12 protein-coding genes are annotated in these 18239 nt (G+C 50.9%); 8 read left to right on the plus strand and 4 right to left on the minus strand.

All coding sequences use genetic code 11. The features are described 5' to 3' along the window. Positions 1–9: 9 nt before the first annotated feature. Both ACY0JR_RS17590 and ACY0JR_RS17595 read left to right on the plus strand, forming a co-directional pair. Positions 10–2985, plus strand: coding sequence for a glycoside hydrolase family 2 protein (locus ACY0JR_RS17590; RefSeq protein ID WP_462635467.1), 2976 nt, complete (start codon positions 10–12; stop codon positions 2983–2985). Positions 2986–3121: 136 nt separating this feature from the next. Further along, positions 3122–4426 carry an acetylxylan esterase gene (locus ACY0JR_RS17595; protein ID WP_462635468.1) on the plus strand — a complete coding sequence of 435 codons (1305 nt, stop codon included), beginning with the start codon at positions 3122–3124 and terminating at the stop codon, positions 4424–4426. Between the two features lie 190 nt (positions 4427–4616). On the opposite strand, the gene ACY0JR_RS17600 is transcribed toward ACY0JR_RS17595, so the two are convergent. The 4 genes from ACY0JR_RS17600 to ACY0JR_RS17615 all read right to left on the minus strand — a co-directional run bounded on the left by ACY0JR_RS17600 (position 4617) and on the right by ACY0JR_RS17615 (position 10331). Then, entirely contained in the window at positions 4617–5708 is a 1092-nt protein-coding gene (locus ACY0JR_RS17600; RefSeq protein WP_462635470.1) for a PKD domain-containing protein, read from the minus strand. Positions 5709–5950: 242 nt separating this feature from the next. Then, complete coding sequence (locus tag ACY0JR_RS17605) at positions 5951–7207, minus strand: glycoside hydrolase family 28 protein (protein WP_462635471.1); 1257 nt, start codon at positions 7205–7207, stop codon at positions 5951–5953. 168 nt (positions 7208–7375) lie between these two features. Further along, entirely contained in the window at positions 7376–8797 is a 1422-nt protein-coding gene (locus ACY0JR_RS17610; protein ID WP_462635472.1) for a glycoside hydrolase family 88/105 protein, read from the minus strand. Positions 8798–9044: 247 nt separating this feature from the next. Further along, a complete protein-coding gene (locus ACY0JR_RS17615) occupies positions 9045–10331 on the minus strand; it encodes a DUF4861 domain-containing protein (RefSeq protein WP_462635473.1) in 1287 nt (428 codons plus the stop codon). Positions 10332–10846: 515 nt separating this feature from the next. On the opposite strand from ACY0JR_RS17615, the gene ACY0JR_RS17620 reads away from it, so the two are divergent. From ACY0JR_RS17620 to ACY0JR_RS17645, 6 genes are all read left to right on the plus strand, one after another. Continuing rightward, positions 10847–11632 carry a rhamnogalacturonan acetylesterase gene (locus ACY0JR_RS17620; RefSeq protein ID WP_462635474.1) on the plus strand — a complete coding sequence of 262 codons (786 nt, stop codon included), beginning with the start codon at positions 10847–10849 and terminating at the stop codon, positions 11630–11632. Between the two features lie 60 nt (positions 11633–11692). Beyond that, positions 11693–12526: a rhamnogalacturonan acetylesterase gene (locus ACY0JR_RS17625; protein WP_462635475.1), complete on the plus strand. Its 834-nt coding sequence runs from the start codon at positions 11693–11695 to the stop codon at positions 12524–12526. 187 nt (positions 12527–12713) lie between these two features. Continuing rightward, positions 12714–13862, plus strand: coding sequence for a glycoside hydrolase family 88/105 protein (locus ACY0JR_RS17630; RefSeq protein WP_462635476.1), 1149 nt, complete (start codon positions 12714–12716; stop codon positions 13860–13862). Positions 13863–14113: 251 nt separating this feature from the next. Then, positions 14114–15418 (plus strand): rhamnogalacturonan acetylesterase, encoded by a 1305-nt coding sequence (locus tag ACY0JR_RS17635; RefSeq protein WP_462635477.1) that lies wholly within the window; start codon positions 14114–14116, stop codon positions 15416–15418. A gap of 182 nt (positions 15419–15600) precedes the next feature. Further along, complete coding sequence (locus ACY0JR_RS17640) at positions 15601–17130, plus strand: rhamnogalacturonidase (RefSeq protein ID WP_462635478.1); 1530 nt, start codon at positions 15601–15603, stop codon at positions 17128–17130. A gap of 50 nt (positions 17131–17180) precedes the next feature. Continuing rightward, positions 17181–18119 carry a glycoside hydrolase family 43 protein gene (locus ACY0JR_RS17645; protein WP_462635479.1) on the plus strand — a complete coding sequence of 313 codons (939 nt, stop codon included), beginning with the start codon at positions 17181–17183 and terminating at the stop codon, positions 18117–18119. The last annotated feature ends 120 nt before the right edge of the window (positions 18120–18239 follow it).

The following is an 18239-nucleotide window of genomic DNA, read 5'->3' on the forward strand; positions in this document are numbered from 1 at the left end:
TTACTTGTAATGAAAAGAACAACGTTTACTTTCCTTTTCCTGGTCGGCTTTTTCATGGCCTCCGCGCAACGCGTAAAATACAACTTCAACAGTGACTGGAAAGTGTTGGTGGGCGATGCCAAAGAAGCGGCAACTCCGGCTTTCAATGATGATAGTTGGAAGAAGGTGACCCTGCCTTATGCCTGGAATGAGGACGATGCCTTTAAAAAAGACATTGTGGACCACCCCACGGGTATTGCCTGGTACCGCAAACATTTCAAGCTGCCCGCCTCGGCCAAAGGTCAGAAGATCTTCCTGGAGTTTGAGGGCATTCGGCAAGGCGGAGAATTTTACCTGAACGGCAAGCCTATTGGTATGCACGAAAACGGGGCAATGGCCTTCGGCTTTGACGTGACTGATCTGGTGAAGTTCGGGAACGAGGAAAACGTGCTGGCCGCCCGAATTGACAACGACTGGAACTACCGCGAGAAAGCCACCAACACCAAGTTCCAGTGGGAAGACAAAAACTTCAACGCGAACTACGGCGGCATTCACAAAAACGTGTACCTGCACGTGTTGCCCAAGGTGTACCAAACGCTGCCTTTGTACAGCAACCTGGGCACTACCGGGGTGTACGTGTACGCCGCCGGCTTTGACATCAAAGGAAAATCGGCTACCATTCATGCCACTTCGCAGGTGAAAAACGAAACCACCCAGCCGCAGCAGATAGCCTATGAGGTCACCGTAACGGATCTGAACAACAAAACAGTTAAAACCTTTGCGGGCGAGAAACTAACCCTGGCACCCGGCGAGACCAAAACCATCAATGCTGCTTCTAAAGTCAATAGCTTGAACTTCTGGAGCTGGGGTTACGGCTACCTGTATGACGTGAAGACGGTGCTCAAGGTGAACAACAAACCCGTAGATGCCGTCACTACTAAAACTGGGTTCCGGAAAACGGCCTTCAAAGACGGCATGATTTACCTGAATGACCGGGTAATCATGGTGCATGGCTACGCACAACGCACCTCCAATGAGTGGCCCGCCATCGGGCTTTCCGTTCCGGCCTGGCTGAGTGACTACAGCAACGGGCTGATGGTGGAAAGCGGCGGCAATCTGGTGCGTTGGATGCACATTGCCCCCTGGAAACAGGATGTGGAAAGCTGCGACCGCGTAGGTTTGATGCAAGCCATGCCTGCCGGTGACGCCGAGAAAGACGTGGAGGGTACCCGTTGGGACCAGCGGAAAGCCGTCATGCGCGACGCCATCATCTATAACAAAAACAACCCCAGCATTATTTTCTATGAGTGCGGCAACGAGAGCATCAGTGAGCCGCACATGGCTCAGATGAAGGCTATCAGAGACCAATATGATCCGCATGGCGGGCGGGCCATCGGCTCCCGCGAGATGCTGGACAGCAAGATTGCCGAGTACGGCGGCGAGATGCTGTACACGAACAAAAGTGCCCATATACCCATGTGGGCCATGGAATATTCCCGTGATGAAGGATCGCGCAAATACTGGGATGAGTTTACGCCGCCTTTCCACAAAGACGGTGATGGGCCCCTGCACAACGGGCAAAGCGCGGCGGTCTACAACCGCAACATGGAAAGCCACGCGGTGGAAAACGTGAAACGCTGGTTTGAATTCTGGAACGAGCGGCCCGGCACCGGCAAACGGGTAAGCAGCGGCGGGGTGAACATTGTCTGGTCAGAGTCCAATACCCATCACCGGGGGGAAGAGAATTACCGGCGCAGCGGGGAAGTAGATGCCCTTAGAATCAAGAAACAGAACTTTTTCGCCCACCAGGTAATGTGGGACGGTTGGGTGAACCCCGAGAGATACCGCCTGCACATTGTAGGCCACTGGAACTATGCCCCGGGGGTAAAAAAGGACATAGTGGTTATTTCCTCCGCAGAGAAAGTAGAATTGAAGGTGAACGGCAAGTCCTTGGGCTTTGGCACCAAAAGTGACGGATTCCTGTTTACGTTCAAAGACGTGGCCTGGCAGCAGGGTAGTATCAATGCTGTGGGGTATGATGCCAATAACAAAGAGGTATGCGCTACTGCCATTAAAACCGTGGGTGCTCCGGTAGCGTTGCGGTTGACCCCGGTGAAAAGACCAACTGAGTTTGTAGCCAACGGCCATGATCTGGCGCTGGTAGAAGTAGAGGTGGTAGATGCCCAGGGCAACCGATGCCCCACCGCGTTGAACATGATTACCTACACCCTAAACGGACCTGCAGAATGGCGGGGCGGCATGGCCATGGGGCCAGGTAATTACGTGATGGCCAAAAGCTTTCCGGTGGAAGGGGGCGTAAACCGGTTCTTGATTCGGTCTACCACCAAGCCCGGCAAAATCACGGTTCAGGCTAACGCTGAGGGATTGAAAGGCGCTACGCTCACCCTCACCACCAAGTCCTTTCAGACCGAAAATGGTTTGGCAAAAGCCTTGCCGTCCGCCGGACTTCCTTCCCGCCTGGACCGCGGCCCAACTCCGGCAACCCCTTCTTACACCATGACGCGCACGCCCCTCAAAGTAGTAGGCGCAACCGCCGGGGCCAACGCAGAGAAAGCAGCAGCCAGCTTTGATGACAACGAACTTTCTGATTGGGTAAACGACGGAAAACTGTCCTCGGCCTGGATTGAATATACGCTGGAGCGCGAGGCAACGGTAGATGAAATTACCCTCAAGCTGAATAACTTCCGGTCACGGGTGTACCCCTTGCTCATCACCGTAGACGGCAAGGAAGCTTTCAGAGGAAATACCCAAACTACCCTGGGGTACTACACCATCAAATGCACTCCGCAGAAAGGAACAAAAGTCAGAATTCAGCTAGCCGGAGCGTCTGCCACCAACGGCAATAACACCGGCGTGGAAGTAAATGGCAAGAAGCTGGATGACGGGGTGGCAAGAGATGACGCCAAGGCGAAAGGCACCATGAGCATTATTGAGGCCGAAATCTACGAGAACCTTTCCCGCAGTACAGAAACGGCTGCCAAATAGCACTGGCAAGCCTGTTTTTCTTGTCTGATCACGAGATATATTCCGCACTCACCTACCTTGTAAGTCTGTTTAACCTCTGTTTTCTGAAAAACAGGGGCTAAACAGATTCAGTAGCTTACTTCTTAATGACACCTGAATGAAACGAACCGGTTTGTTGCTGTTTTTGTGCTTTTACCTGCTAAACCTACCGCATACTGAAGCGCAGAATTCGTCCGCTCCCCTGAAGCTGATCAACTTTGTACTGACGCCTAACGCGGCAGATTGGACGTATGCGGTAAACCAACCGGCTTCTGTGCAGGTAACCGTTCTGAAAGCTGATGTGCCTCTGGAAGAGGTGACCATCAGCTATGAACTGGGCCCTGAGATGCTGCCTGCCGAGAAGAAAGCCACCCTCAAGCTGAAAAACGGGCAAGGGAAGATAGACCTGGGTACCAGCAAGGAGCCGGGCTTCCGGCAATTGGTAGTCAAAACCGAGTACCAGGGGAAAACCTACAGCAGTCAGGTAAAGGTCGGTTTTTCGCCGGAGAAGATTGTGCCTACCGTTGCACTTCCCCATGATTTTGTGGCTTTCTGGGAAGCAGCCAAGGTCGAAGCGGCCAAAGTACCCATGGATGCCAAGCTCACGTACCTGCCGGAATATTCTACCACCACGGTAGACGTGTACCTGGTAAACCTGCAGAACTACAAAAAAGGCCAGCGCCTGTACGGGTATCTCTGCAAACCAAAAGCTCCCGGCAAGTACCCGGTGCTGTTTTCGCCCCCAGGAGCCGGTATAAAACCGGGTAGCCCCAGCACGGCGTTCGCCGATCAGGGTTTTATCAGCCTCAGCATAGAAATCCACGGCATCTCGCCTCTGCTGGATGCAGATACCTACAAGAACATCAGCAATGCCTTCGGCGATTACTGGTTTAACAAGCTGGATGACCGCGATAACTATTACTACAAAAGTGTGTACCTGGGCTGCGTACGCTCCCTTGATTACCTGTGCAGCCTGCCCGAGTTTGACGGGAAGAATGTGGTAGTGACCGGCGGAAGCCAGGGCGGGGCGTTGGCCGTTGTCACCGCTGCCCTTGACAAAAGAGTAAAGGCGCTCGCGTCTTTTTACCCGGCTTTGAGTGACATGACTGGTTACCTGCACGGTAGAGCGGGCGGCTGGCCCCACCTGCTCAGCCCTCGGTATGCCGCTACTACCAACACACCCGCCAAGATCAAGACCATTGGGTATTATGATGTGGTCAATTTCGCGAAGCAGGTAACGGTGCCGGGCTTTTACTCCTGGGGTTACAATGACAATACCTGTCCGCCTACGTCGGTGTATGCGGCCGTGAATGCAGTGAAAGCGCCCAAAACAGTTGTCATTACTCCTATCACCGGCCACTGGCGTTTTGAGGAAACCAACCAAGAATCAATAGAGTGGCTGAAGCAGCAGTTGGTGAAGTAACACTTATTGAAACCGTTCACCAAAGCAGAAGCGCCAGCTCTTTGGGGTCATATCAAATCACTAAGGACTTTCTATCTGAGGCCAGGCAGATAGCTTCTGGCGCAAGCGGAAGCTTGCGCCAGAAGGCGGACTTGTTTCTTCGCTTCTTTTTCTAAAATGACTTGAAAACGGATGAGGGTTTTGGAGTAGATTATTTCACGGCCACGTCCCAGACTTTGGCTCTCCGGGATTTTCCGGCCGGGCCTTCTACCCACAAAGTCACTACGTAAAGTCCTGCTTTTTCATAGGTGTGGCTGGGGTGCTGGTCTGCGGAGGTTTTCCCGTCGCCGAAGTCCCATTTCCAGGAAGTGATGGTGCCTCCAGATTCATCTTTAAAGAAAACCAGCCGGCGGTTCATGTCTACTACCTTAAACGACCATTGGGCTTCCAGCTTCTTTTTGAACTTGTCTTCCAGCGGCATCAGGCGGAAGGGCAGTAGGAAAGAGGCATTGCCGTACATGGTGTGTTCTTTGGATAGGTTCCAGAAAGCGTGCTGCTTGCTGTTTACATCATCATAGTCCAGAACCGCCCAGGCGAGGCCCACGTTTTTGTTTTCCACCAGTTGGGTTTCCACGGCGCGGGCTGGTCCTTCGGCACCGGCGTAGTCAAACGGGGTAATCCAAAATTCCAGAAGCAGCTTGCCAGACTCGCCGGGCCGGAATTTGTAATCATACGCGAAGTTGGCATAGGGGAGGTCTTTGATCCAGGGTTGGCTGCCCCACGCCAGAGCCCAGTCTTTGCCCTCAGAAGGGGTGAAGATGTGGTAGTTCTGGGCGTGCACACCATGAAAGGAAAAGTAGGCCTCCATGGGGTCCAGGCTCTTGTTGGGGTGGAACCGGTCAATGAGGGGACCGCCAGATTGGTCGCCGTCTACCACAATCTCGAAGATATCATTGTGCAGGTCTGGGTGGGTGAAATCCCAGTAATTGTCATAGGCTTCGTAGAGGAAGTACAGGCGGTTCAGCCCTTTTACCCAACCCACTTTTACTTTCACCTCCAGGTTCTTGGGGTCTGGTTTGCGGGATTTGTCGGTGTCTTCTTGCAGTTGGTCCATGCCCACCGTGTAAGACTCCGGCACCATGCTCCAATCGTCTTTGTTTCCGTCTATGCGGGGAATCATATTGGCCGGAAACTGGAAGATTTTGTAACTGCGGTTCTCCTGCCCAAAGCCGGAAATACTTCCCAGCAAAACACACGCGAAGAAAAGGAAACAAGATTTTACCATTGAAGTGGTTAGCGGCATGGACGTGAAAAGTAAGTTTTGAATTTTGAAGCTACGCTGATAGCTGAAAATACCGAGTTCCGTTTCAGAGCTGTTTTTCTAATTCGGCTCTAAAACAAGCACATTCAAGCGATGCCTTTGAGGGTACTATCTAGTGGTTGAACATTGAACAGAGCGGGGCCACTTTGCTGATCACCGGACATTGACCCAAGCCCCAAAGCCCTATCTCAAGCCTGCTTGTCGCTTACGCGCAGGGTGTCTCGTTACTTAGCATTGGTGAAGTTGCGTACGTTTTCATGGATGTGCTTTTCCCCGTGAATGGTGTTAGCCGTGACGTTTTTCACTGATACGTTTTGGATTGGCAATTCTTTTTGTCCTACAATTTTGGAAAGGAACTTGACGTCTGTGGCCGCTAGATTATCCAGGTGAATATCGCTGATGGGGGTGAGTCTGCGCACTACGGTGGGAACCAGGTTGCGCCATTGGTAGAGCACATCCGTATCAATCCCTAGTATGCCCTGGTCAATTTTGCCTGCCTTGATGTTGCTGATGTAGATGTTCTTGACGTGACCGCCCATGCGTTCATTGGTTTTAATGAATACCAGGTGGTTTAACTTGGCACCGTCTACCACCGTGCAGTTGTCCATGAAGACATTTTCAATGCCGCCAGATAATTCGCTGCCCAAAGCCAACAGTTGATGGCCATTTTTCACCACGCAGTTCCGGATGACGATGTTCTTGGACGGAGTCTTCAAACGCCAGCCCTCCGGGTTCCGGCCTGATTTGATGGCAATCGCGTCATCGCCTTGGTCAAACGTGCAGTTCTCCACTAAGACGTTCTGGCTCATCTCGGGGTCAATTCCATCGTTGTTGTGGCCGTGGGCGTACACCTTGATGTTCCTGATCACTACATTCTTAGACAGATACGGGTGGATGGTCCAGAAAGGGCTGTTTTCAATGGAGATGCCTTCCAGTAAAATATTCTCGCTTCGGTTAAACTGGATAAATTGGGGCCTCAGGTTAGCGGTGTCATTCACCATCTGTCGCTCCTGTACGGGAGTGTACTGGAATGCCAGATTATAGAGCCGCTTAATGCTTTCCATGTGCGGTTTAGGACGGGAGAACCAGGTTTTCCAGACATCCATCTTTGCTTTTAGTTCACCCTCGCCCGTTATGGCTATGTTTTTACAATTATAGGCGTAAACCAGGGGTGAATAATTGTAGCACTCCATGCCTTCCCAGGTAGAATGTACCGCCGGTAAGTAATCAGCGGGGTCTTCGGAGAAAAGCAGAACGGCTCCTTTGTCTAAATGCAGGTTCACGTTGCTTTTCAGATGCACCTTGCCGGTTAGCCATTCACCCGCCGGAATCACTACTACGCCGCCTCCTAGTTTAGATGCCTTGGCAATGGCTTGAGCAATGGCCTGAGACGTTTTCTGCTTGTCTCCCTTTACCGCTCCAAAATCAGTGATGGGCATTCTCTGGCATTTACTGAAATCCGGTACTTTAATGTTTGGCATGCTGAAGGGGGTTTTTACTTTTACCTCGATCAGGGTTACGCGCCCATTTTTCTGGAAAGAGGTTAAAAGGAAGGAGCAGAGTAGTACTAAGTACAGCGGTACGTTTTTCATGTGGAATTTTCTAAGCGTTTCAGAAGAAGGTGTTCTAATTGATGGCAAACAGGTTACTTACTTTGTAGAAAACATTACAGCGCTGTCATTGATCTCGTATGTATTGCCTTTGAGTAAATTGATGATCTCGGCTCCGGCTAATAACACCGGGCCGTAACCGTGCGCCGCGTACACGTTGATAGGGCGGTAAAAGTAGAACGCCGGGTCAAAGGCCATGCCGGTGCCCACGCAGGTGCCTTCCACTTGTCCTTTATCGTTGACTTTGGTGGCCACGGCATTCCAGGCCAGCAGCACCATGGGGCCGTACGCTTGTTTGTCCAGCCAACCTTTGTTAATAGCGCGGGCGATGGAGTAAGTGTAGATAGCGGTAGCCGAAGTTTCTAAGTAGGAGTTGTTGCGGTCAATGAGCTGGTGCCAGAAACCTTCGCCGGACTGGTAGGCGGCCAACCCTTTCACGTGGGCCCGTAATTGCTCCAGCACTTTAGGGTAGCCGGGATGGTTCTGGGGCAGTACATCCAGGAGTTCTACCAAGGTCATCACGGCCCAGCCGTTGGCGCGCGCCCAATGGAACTGCGGGTGCGGGTCCATGCCTTGTACCCAGCCGTGCATGTACAAGCCTTTCTCTTTGTTGAACATGCGCTCAGAGAATTGCACCATTTGTTTCACGGCATCGTCATAGTACCGCTGCTCGCCGGTGAGTTTGCCCATTTGCGCCAGCGCGGGTACGCTCATGAATAAGTCATCTAACCAGATGGTGTTAGGCAACGGTCGGTTACGAGCCAAGGTGCCATCTGCCAAGCGGAATTCCTGGTGGCTGATATAGTCCAGGTAGTTGTTGATGAGCGGGCGTAAATCTGTTTTCACCACATTAGCCCGGGTAGCTTTGATCATGGCAGCGCCCACGGCTCCGGCATCATCCAAGGCATGGGGAAGTAACACCTGCCGCATAGGCGTTGCCAGCTTGGGGTTTTTCTCTAGCGCTTTGCGGTAATAAGGGGCCAGATCGGCCAGGAAGCTTAATCTCTGGCTGGTGTAATTGGTGAACCGCGCATCGCCGGTGGCTTGACCGGCCAGTAACATGCCGGAGTAGGTTACGCCCCACTCGTAACTGGTGAGCCGGAAATCGCCTTGCTCTATGGCCGAGTTTTCGTTGAGCTTCTTAAAGTCTGTAACCTGCTTGCCCGTTTTCTTGTCTATGACCCGGGACGGAGTAACGGCATCCAAATACGCGTGCACGCGGTTCAATACCTTGGTCACGTCCCCTACTTTGGTAGTGCCATACGGGGTAGCATAATCGGGCTGCATGGCGTGCAGGGGCGTGTTGGTGTCAGAGACTTTGGCGGGAACTGTCTGGGCAGCGGCTCCTTGCCAGGCACCTGCCAACGCAAAGGCGAACAACGCTTTTCTGACTGTGTTTTTCACTTCTTGAAGCCGTTGCAGAAGGGCCGCCGCCGGTATCTGGTTCTTTTTTGCGTTCATGTTTTGCGTTCATGGTTTGCCAATAGGTTTTAGGTTCGAGCTTCCCTGTTCCAGCAGTAAGAAATGGGGAGCATGTGCCTAAGATAGAGGGGTACAAAGTAGAAAGGAATCTAGGGGAAGCTATCCTGTACTGTCCGGTGCCGGAAGGCGGGAGTACTGTTTTTGCGGGCGTTTTGTGAAAACTAGGGGAGAAATAAAAAGACCTCTGCCCAACCGGACAGAGGCCTTTCTGCGGAAAGCTGCTTTTCTACTTTACCTGCACCGTGACTTCGGCGGCTAATTGCCTGGCTAAATCCTGTACGTACTGCTGGAACGTAGCGGCATTCTTGAAAGCATCGTTGCTCAGTTCCCATCCGCCCACGGCATAATAGGTCACCGGTTGGTTGTCTTTTACCTTCATCTTGGCAAAATACCCTTGCGCCAGTCTACCTGACGTTGGGGCTTCTACAAAGCCCTGGTACGTGTCTTTAGGCAAAATAAGCGCCAGGCCCAAGATCCATTCTTTGTTGTAGGTTTCACGGTCATGGGTGAGCAATACTACCCATTTGTCTTCTACCGTAAACTCCTTCAGTTGATCGGTCCGGTCCAGGTTGTTCATCCCAATAAGCAGGAATTCATCGCCCTGCAGTCCTGAGATTTTGGCGGTGTTCTGGTAGGCGTACATGCCGGGCCAGATGGTGGGGTTTTCCTCTATGTGGTATCGGCGGTTGGTGCCGTCTGGTTTAAAGGAATTGTACTGCAGATGCGTTACGGAGCGTACCGGTCCTTCGGCCAGAATGTTGAAGCTGGTGCTTTCCACGTTGTTGATGGTGTCATTGGCGGTAACACCCAGGCGGTACAGGTTGTCCTTGATCATGAGCCCAAGTCCGCCAATGCCCGCCGAGTTGCCCACTGCCATGATGTCCCGGCCCCAGTCGGCCATGACGTGGTAATTGTCTTCCACCGCCCCGGCCGCGCTGATGCCTACTGTCTCAGGAGACATATAGGAAACCTTCTTCCCGAACAAGTCTTTGGCATTGCGGCCATCAAAGTAATGACGGAACGCTACCTTGTCGTTTTCCCAGGTAGGGCCATCGGTTTGGTAGGGCTGGTACCCGTAGCCGGGGCTTTTAGGTAACTGGTTCGCGTAGGTGGTGTCGCTGGTTTTGGGTTGCACCGGCGTGGTCGCAGAGGTACGCTTCCCGAACCGCACATTGGTGCGGGCCACGTAGTTGGGCTTGATTTCTGACCAGGCAAGTTTCAACGTCTGCTTTCCGGTAGCCGGAAGATTGGTGACGAAAAACAGTTCATCCCACTTCTTATCACCGTCTACATCATCAAGCTGTGCGGCCAACGTGTCTCCGGTTTGGGTTACTAAAACCGGAAAAGCGTTGCTGGCAGCCGGACTCTTCAGCTTGTCTCTTTTAACAGAAATGGCTTTGTCCTTTAACGCAACCGAAGAGGCATTGGTCAGCACAAGTTCCTGGGTAGACACGCAGGAAGCCAAGGAGCAGCTTAACGCGAAAAAGGAAAATAGGAGGCATTTTCTTTCCATTACAAACGGGTATGATTTATGAAGGGTAGCACTTGAAGTCACTTTCAAGAACGAAAGGTAAACAAGAATTAATGGCTTTGCCCGATGCAGCTGTGTTTAACCAAACCGAAAAACAGCAACGTCTACCAAGCTTTTGCCTGTAGTTGGTTTCTAAAGCAGCTTCTTTACTTGTACACCTTCGCCAAAGGTAAGATAGTGGCCGTAGCATACTATCCTGTTCTGCCCTGTTTTGAAAGGAAGCAGCTTTCGGTTTAAAAAAGAAAGCAGCTCTCGGTTTAAAAAAGAAAGCTAACAGGATAGTGCAGGATAGAAAGCGGAAAAAGATAGCCTACATTTCGGTTGATTGGAAAACCTTGTAGGATTACTTGCAGGGTATCTGGCTCGTTTTCGAGAAATCAGCGCTGAAACGGGGGCTTCAGCAAGTGCTTGCCACCGAACTTTCAGATAGGAAAGGGTCTGAAGCCGAGCAACCGAACGCCAAGTACAGTGACCAAAAGTAAAAACAGTAAATAACCATGTCTCAACACAAACTGCTTACCTCTGTTCTTGCCATTTTCCTGGTGTCTATCCTGGTGTCAGGGTTCACCCAGAAAACCAAGCCCACGCTCTACATCATCGGGGATTCTACCGTGCGCAACACCGGCGCAGGCTACGGCGGCTGGGGATCTTACATTGGCGAGTTGTTTGACACCACCAAGATCTCGGTGAGCAACCAGGCCATGGCCGGCAGAAGTACCCGCACGTTCATCAAAGAAAAGCGCTGGGAAAAGGTGCTGTCTACCCTCAAGCCCGGCGATTTTGTAATCATGCAATTTGGCCACAACGAGGGCAGCGTGCCCGATACCAGCAGAGCCGGTTACCGCGGCGTGCTCAAGGGAACAGGCGAGGAAACCAAGGAGCTTACCTGGAAAGACGGGGAAAAAGAAACCGTGCATACCTACGGTTGGTACCTGCGCAAATTTGTGAAGGAAGCCAAAGAAAGAGGCGCCACGCCCATTATTGCTTCCATGATTCCCAGAAACCAATGGAAAGACGGCAAGGTGCCGCGCGCCAGCAATGATTTTGGCAAGTGGGCCAAAGAAACAGCACAGGCAGAGAATATCTTGTTCATAGACCTGAACGAGATCACTGCCCAGAAATACGAAAAGATGGGACCAGAGAAGGTAAAAGCTTTATTCCCCTCCGACCACACGCACACCAACCCCCAGGGAGCCCGCATCAATGCTGAATCTGTAGTGGAAGGCCTTAAGCTGAACAAAAAGCATCCGTTGAATAAATATCTGAAGAAAAAGAAATCCTGATGTCTATCTCAACAGACGCTAGACCTCTATACACTTTAACTAAAAATCAAGACACCCACCATGGTTCGTTTCCAAAAAAAGAAAAGTAACCCGGCTCTCCTACTTTTCCTTTGCTTGTTGTTTTCTGCTTCCTGCGCCGTTTTAAAAACCAATAAGCAAAAGCCTACGCTCTTCCTTATTGGCGATTCTACGGTTAAAAATGGCAGAGGTAACGGAGGGGGAGGCCTTTGGGGTTGGGGCAGCTTTCTGGCCGAGCATTTTGACACCACCAAGATAAAAGTGGAGAACCATGCGCTGGGCGGAACCAGCAGCCGCACGTTCCGCACGCAGGGCCACTGGGACAAAGTGCTGCCTAACGTGAAAGCCGGTGACTTTGTGATGATCCAGTTTGGGCACAATGACAGCAGCCCACTCAACGACACGCTTCGGGCCCGCGGAACCATCAAAAATAACAGCGATGAGTCGCAGGAAATAGACAACCTCATCACTAAAAAGCATGAGGTGGTGCATTCCTACGGCTGGTACCTCCGCCAGTTTATTTCGGAAATCCAGGCCAAAGGCGCCACTGCCATTGTGCTGTCGCCGGTGCCCAGAAACACCTGGCGGAACGGCAAAGCCAACCGCAACGACCAGGATTACGGCAAATGGGCCGCCGAGGCAGCCAGCCAGAAGAATGCTCCTTTCATTGACCTGAACAGGATCATTAGCGAGCGCTATGAAAAAGAAGGCGAGCAAAAAGTAAAGAGCACCTACTTCAACACCACCGACCACACCCATACCATTGAAGCAGGCGCCAAGGTGAACGCCGCGGCTGTTGTAGAGGGCATCAGGCAGAACAAAAAGCTGGAGTTGAACAAGTACCTGCAGAAATCTGCCAAAACTGCCAGTTTGTAAATAGGCCAGAAGCTGTTGTGGTAAAGTAGGTCTGTTTTTTACCTCTTTTACCAAATTAGCCTTAGAAACCGCGCCCAGATTCTCTTTGCATGCAGAGCATCTTCCTAATGAAATTGGCACACGCTACTATTCGTTTGCTTTACCTGCCATCATGTTTTCCATCGATTTTCATAAAATCACCTCTAAAATGACAAACAGATTCATCTTACTGAAAAGCCTTTTCCTGTTCAGTTTCATCCTTATATGCAGTGTGGCGCAAGCCAAGCCGGAGAAGTTGCCCTCCAAGAAAAAGATCCTGAAAACCCTTCGGCTCACAAACGACTACTTTATGCAGAAGTGGCCTGATCCGGGGAAAGAGATTGTGACCAATAAAACCCGGCCCAGCAACATCTGGACCCGCGGCATCTACTACATTGGCCTCATGGAACTGTACCGCTCAGACCCGCAGCAGCGCTATTATGATTACGCGGTAGATTGGGGACAGAAACACAAATGGGGCCTGACCGGTGGCGACAACGTGCGTCATGCGGACTACCAGACCTGCGGCCAGACGTACATAGACCTCTATAAAATAGATCCGAAGCCGGAGCGCATTCGTTCTATCAAAGCCTCTATGGATAACATGGTCAACAGCACCAAAGTAGATGACTGGACCTGGATTGACGCCCTCATGATGGCGATGCCCTTGTATACCCAGTTAGCGCAGGTGTACCCAGAAAGTGCCGACGGCTACTACAAAAAAATGCACGAAATGTATCTGGCCACTAAAGATGAGATTGGCGGGGGGCTATACAATCAGGAGCACGGTCTTTGGTGGAGAGATAAAGATTTTGTGCCGCCGGTAAAATCACCGAACGGGAAAGACATCTACTGGTCCAGAGGCAACGGTTGGGTAGTAGCTGCGCTGGTACGGGTGATGAGCATGCTTCCCAAAGACCACCCCAACTACCAGGAATACCAGAAAACGTACCTGGAAATGATGAAGGCCCTTGTCCCGCTTCAGCGGGAAGATGGCTTCTGGAACGTGAGCTTGCATGACCCCAATCATTTCGGCGGAAAAGAAACCTCCGGTACCGCCTTGTTTGCCTATGGTATGGCCTGGGGCGTGAACAACGGCTTGCTGGATAAGAAAACCTACACCCCCGTTGTTGCCAAAGCTTGGAATGCCATGACCAAAGATGCCGTGCACCCTAACGGTTTCCTGGGCTACCTGCAGGGCACCGGCAAAGAACCCAAAGACGGTCAGCCGGTAAGCTATACCAGTAAACCAGATTTTGAGGATTACGGCTTAGGTTGCTTCCTGTTGGCTGGCACCGAAGTGATGAAAATGAAATAGTGGATACTGCAAAAGGGCTACTTTCTAAACGGGGGCGGCTCGCTTGTTTTGTACGCCGCATAGGAGTAGCAGCCTAATGTCTTTCTGTGAAACATGATCCTTCCTCCCCAAAAGCAAACCTTTGTTTTAGGCCTGTTTTCAGAAAACACGCTTAAAATAAAGGTTTCTTACCGTAGCCTTTAAACACCACCGCCTTGGGCAAACGGTTACAAACAGCCACTTTCTTACATCCAGACAGAAGAGTAACAAACATGATAAACGTGAACAGATGGGGCAAAATGACGGCAGCCCTCTTTTTAATGACCACCGTCGCTTATGCCCAAAAGACTTCCTTCAAGTTCGATTTTGGTGGGAGCAAAGTAGCTAAAGGATACACTGGCGTTTCTGCTTCCACTGTTTACTCAGAACAATTAGGATACGGGTTTGATCCGGCTACTCCGGTAAAAGCACTTGACCGGGGCGGGAAAGATGCTTTGAACGGAGATTTTGTGACCAGTGCCACGCCTTTTTACTTCTCGGTGGATGTGCCGGAGGGCAACTACAAAGTCACGGTTACGCTAGGCGATCTGAAAGGGAAAACCACTACAACGATTAAAGCGGAATCACGCCGCCTGATGCTGGAGAACGTGCAGACCAAGCCGGGAGAACTGGTAACCAAAACATTTATCGTCAATATCAAAGATCGGAAGATAAACGGTACCAAGCAGGTAAGCCTAAAACCGAGGGAACTGACCAAACTGGACTGGGACAACAAACTCACCCTGGAGTTTGACCTGCAACCTGCCTTGGTTGCGCTGGAGATTACCAAAGTAGAAGACCAGATCACCGTTTATTTGGCCGGGAATTCTACCGTGGTAAACCAGAACGAGGAACCCTGGGCTTCCTGGGGACAGATGATTCCCCGTTTCTTCAAGCCTGGGGTCGCCATTGCGAACCACGCAGAATCTGGCTTGTCACTAGGAAGCTTTATCAGCAGTCACCGCCTGGAGAAAGTATTAAGCGTGATAAAACCAGGAGACTATCTTTTCGTGGAGTTCGGACATAACGACGAGAAAGAAAAAGGCCCCAATTCTGGTCCTTACAAGTCTTACACCGAGCGACTGCAGCTGTTTGCCAAAGAGGCGAAGCAAAAAGGCGCGCACTTGGTGATTCTTACCCCAACGGCTCGTCGGTCTTTCAATGAGCAAGGCCAGATGACCAACTCGCACGGTGATTACCCAGATGCGGCCAAAAAAGTAGCTCAGCAGGAAAATGTCCCGCTCATTGACCTCACTACCCAAACCACCACTTTGTATGAAGCCTTGGGGGTGGAAGGGTCTAAAAACGCATTCGTTATCTACCCAGAGCAAAACCTGAACGATAACACGCACTTCAATCCGTACGGTGCCTACCAGATTGCCAAAATAGTAGCGGAAGGAATAAAAGCGAATAAACTGAAACTAGCCGATTACCTGGTAGAGATGCCGGCCTATGATCCTAAAAAGCCAGACGCTTTCAAGAGCTTTCAGTGGCCGGCCAGTCCTCAGTCCAGTTTAGTGAAACCAGACGGTAATTGACAAGAAAGACTATATTATTTTGTCATCCTGAAAGGATCTTGTGGGAAGGCTAGAACTACAAATTTGAACTGCTACTGCCGTTCGCAACCAAGATCCTTTCAGGATGACACCAATGAAAAGCGTCTTATTGTTGTTGACTTCGCGCTAGAAGCTGCGTCTATCAAAACTGCCCAACTCTGTTCATGCCTAAGCTTACCCAACTCGTCCTGCTCTCGTTTCTACTGTTTTCTTTGAAGGTTTCTGCCGCCGTTCATTATGACGTGCGTGCCTTTGGGGCAACCGGCGACGGCACCACCCTGGACTCAGAAGCCATTAACAAGGCCATTGAGGCTGCATCCAAAAAAGGAGGTGGTACCGTTTATTTTCCGGCGGGAAAGTACCTGAGTTATTCCATTCGGTTGAAAAGCCATATCAGTCTGTACCTGGACCAAGGGGCCACTATTCTGGCGGCAGCGCCCCAAGGAGACAAAGGGTATGATGCACCCGAGCCTGGTCCCGATAACAAGTTCCAGGACTTCGGCCACAGCCACTGGCATAACAGCTTAATCTGGGGCGAGAATCTGGAGAACATCTCTATTCTAGGGCCGGGCACTATTTACGGCAAAGGCTTGACCAGGGAAGGGCCCCACCGAGCACCCATCGGGAACAAAGCCATTGCCCTGAAACTCTGCCGCAACGTGATTCTGAAAGATTTTACCATATTGTACGGCGGCCATTTCGGGATTCTGGCCACCGGCGTAGATAACTTCACCATTGATAACCTCAAGATAGACACCAATCGTGACGGCATTGACGTGGATGCCTGCAGGAACGTGCGCATTTCTAACTGTACCATCAACTCACCCTGGGACGATGCCATCTGCCTGAAAAGTTCTTACGCCTTGGGATATGCCCGAGCCACGGAGAACGTGACCATCACCAACTGCCAGGTGAGTGGTTTTGACCGGGGCACGCTGTACAACGGCACGTACCTGCGCAACGAACCCCACCTAGTCCCCGACCATGAAGGCCCAACGGGCAGAATCAAGTTTGGTACTGAATCTAACGGAGGTTTCAAGAATATCACCATCTCCAACTGTGTGTTTGAGTACTGCCGCGGATTGGCGCTGGAAACGGTAGACGGCGGCTTGCTGGAAGACGTGACTATCACCAACGTCACCATGCGGGACCTCATCAATTCGCCTTTATTTTTGCGATTAGGGGCCAGAATGCGCGGCCCAGAAGGAACTCCCATTGGTAAATTGCGCCGGGTTACCATCAGTAACCTGAACGTGTACAATGCAGATTCCCACTTTTCTTCTTTAATTACCGGTTTGCCTAATCACCCCATTGAAGACATCACCCTAAAAGACATTAGAATCTATTACCGGCCCATGGATTCTGCCGCAACCCAAATCCCGGAGACGGTGCCTGAAAATGAAAAAGTGTACCCTGAACCAGCCAAATTCGGAATTATTCCAGCCTATGGTTTTTTTATTCGGCACGCTAAAAAAGTGCAGCTAAGCAACGTGGAAGTCAAGTTCCTGGGCAAGGAAACACGCCCCGCTTTTATTTTGGATGATGTTTCAGGCATTGAGCTAACCAACGTGGAAGCGCAAAAAGCCGGGAAATCTCCCTTGCTTGTACTGAAGAACGTGTCAGCTATTTCTGTCTCCGGAAGTGCTTCTATGAAGAATATCAGGAAGAAAAGAGTGAAGCAGAAAAGCTTTTAAACATCATTTATATCTTAGCAACCCTCCTGCAAATACCCTAGCGTAATACTATGAGAAGCACCTTTGGCTTTATTTTATTTTTCATTTCTTTGGTTTCTTGTACAGTTTCTAAAAAACAGGCCGTAAACGAGGAAGTCTATCTGTTCTCCTACTTTAAAGGAAACGGGGACGGTCTGCACCTGGCCTACAGCCTGGATGGCTACCAGTGGAAAGCCCTGAAAAATGATTCTATTTTTCTGAAGCCTACCGCTGGCAACGACAAACTCATGCGTGATCCCTGTATCATAAGAGGCGGAGATGGCAAGTTTCATATGGTCTGGACGGTGAGTTGGAATGAGAAGGGAGTAGGCTACGCCAGTTCAGATGACCTGCTGCATTGGTCAGAGCAACAGTTCATTCCCGTGATGGCGCATGAAGAAAAGGCCCGCAACACATGGGCCCCGGAAATCACGTATGATGAGCGCAGCAAGGAATACATGATCTACTGGGCCACTACCATCACCGGCCTTTACCCCGAAACCCAGTCAGAGAAAGATGCCGGGTACAACCACCGCATGTACTACACCACCACCAAAGACTTTAAAAGTTTCAGCCCCACCAAGCTGCTGTATGAACCGGGCTTTAACGTGATTGATGCCACTATTGTGCAGGACGGCAAGCGGTACGTCATGTTCCTGAAAGACGAGACCCGTGAACCCGCCCAGAAAAACCTGAAAGTAGCTTACAGCCAGAAACTAACCGGTCCTTACACCGCTGCCAGCGCACCCATTACCGGTAACTACTGGGCCGAAGGGCCTACTACCTTAAAATTGGGTGATACCTGGCTGGTCTACTTTGACAAATACACCTTGAAAAGCATGGGCGCCGTGCAGTCTAAAGACCTGAAGACCTGGGAAGACATTTCTGACAAGATCTCTTTCCCCAAAGGCATGCGGCATGGCACCATCTTCAAAGTCACCAAGCCAGAATTTGAAAAGCTGTTGCAATAGGTTGCGTAACCGGTGAAATCTGACTGATTACTTCTGGTGAATTACAACCTTTGGCAAGTGCAAAGCCTCTGTTTTATTCACTGCAATTAAAAGCAGTGAATAAAACAGAGGCTTTTTGAT

The sequence above is a fragment of the Rufibacter sp. JT3400010 genome (assembly GCF_054956755.1).

Bases quoted from the DNA above. Each gene is read 5' to 3' on its own strand.
- ACY0JR_RS17620 (WP_462635474.1), top strand. From the start codon at position 10,847: ATGTCTCAACACAAACTGCTTACCTCTGTTCTTGCCATTTTCCTGGTG.
- ACY0JR_RS17630 (WP_462635476.1), top strand. From the start codon at position 12,714: ATGACAAACAGATTCATCTTACTGAAAAGCCTTTTCCTGTTCAGTTTC.
- ACY0JR_RS17605 (WP_462635471.1), bottom strand. From the start codon at position 7,207: ATGCCAAACATTAAAGTACCGGATTTCAGTAAATGCCAGAGAATGCCC.
- ACY0JR_RS17615 (WP_462635473.1), bottom strand. From the start codon at position 10,331: ATGGAAAGAAAATGCCTCCTATTTTCCTTTTTCGCGTTAAGCTGCTCC.
- ACY0JR_RS17645 (WP_462635479.1), top strand. From the start codon at position 17,181: ATGAGAAGCACCTTTGGCTTTATTTTATTTTTCATTTCTTTGGTTTCT.
- ACY0JR_RS17625 (WP_462635475.1), top strand. From the start codon at position 11,693: ATGGTTCGTTTCCAAAAAAAGAAAAGTAACCCGGCTCTCCTACTTTTC.
- ACY0JR_RS17600 (WP_462635470.1), bottom strand. From the start codon at position 5,708: ATGCCGCTAACCACTTCAATGGTAAAATCTTGTTTCCTTTTCTTCGCG.
- ACY0JR_RS17595 (WP_462635468.1), top strand. From the start codon at position 3,122: ATGAAACGAACCGGTTTGTTGCTGTTTTTGTGCTTTTACCTGCTAAAC.
- ACY0JR_RS17640 (WP_462635478.1), top strand. From the start codon at position 15,601: ATGCCTAAGCTTACCCAACTCGTCCTGCTCTCGTTTCTACTGTTTTCT.
- ACY0JR_RS17610 (WP_462635472.1), bottom strand. From the start codon at position 8,797: ATGAACGCAAAAAAGAACCAGATACCGGCGGCGGCCCTTCTGCAACGG.
- ACY0JR_RS17590 (WP_462635467.1), top strand. From the start codon at position 10: ATGAAAAGAACAACGTTTACTTTCCTTTTCCTGGTCGGCTTTTTCATG.
- ACY0JR_RS17635 (WP_462635477.1), top strand. From the start codon at position 14,114: ATGATAAACGTGAACAGATGGGGCAAAATGACGGCAGCCCTCTTTTTA.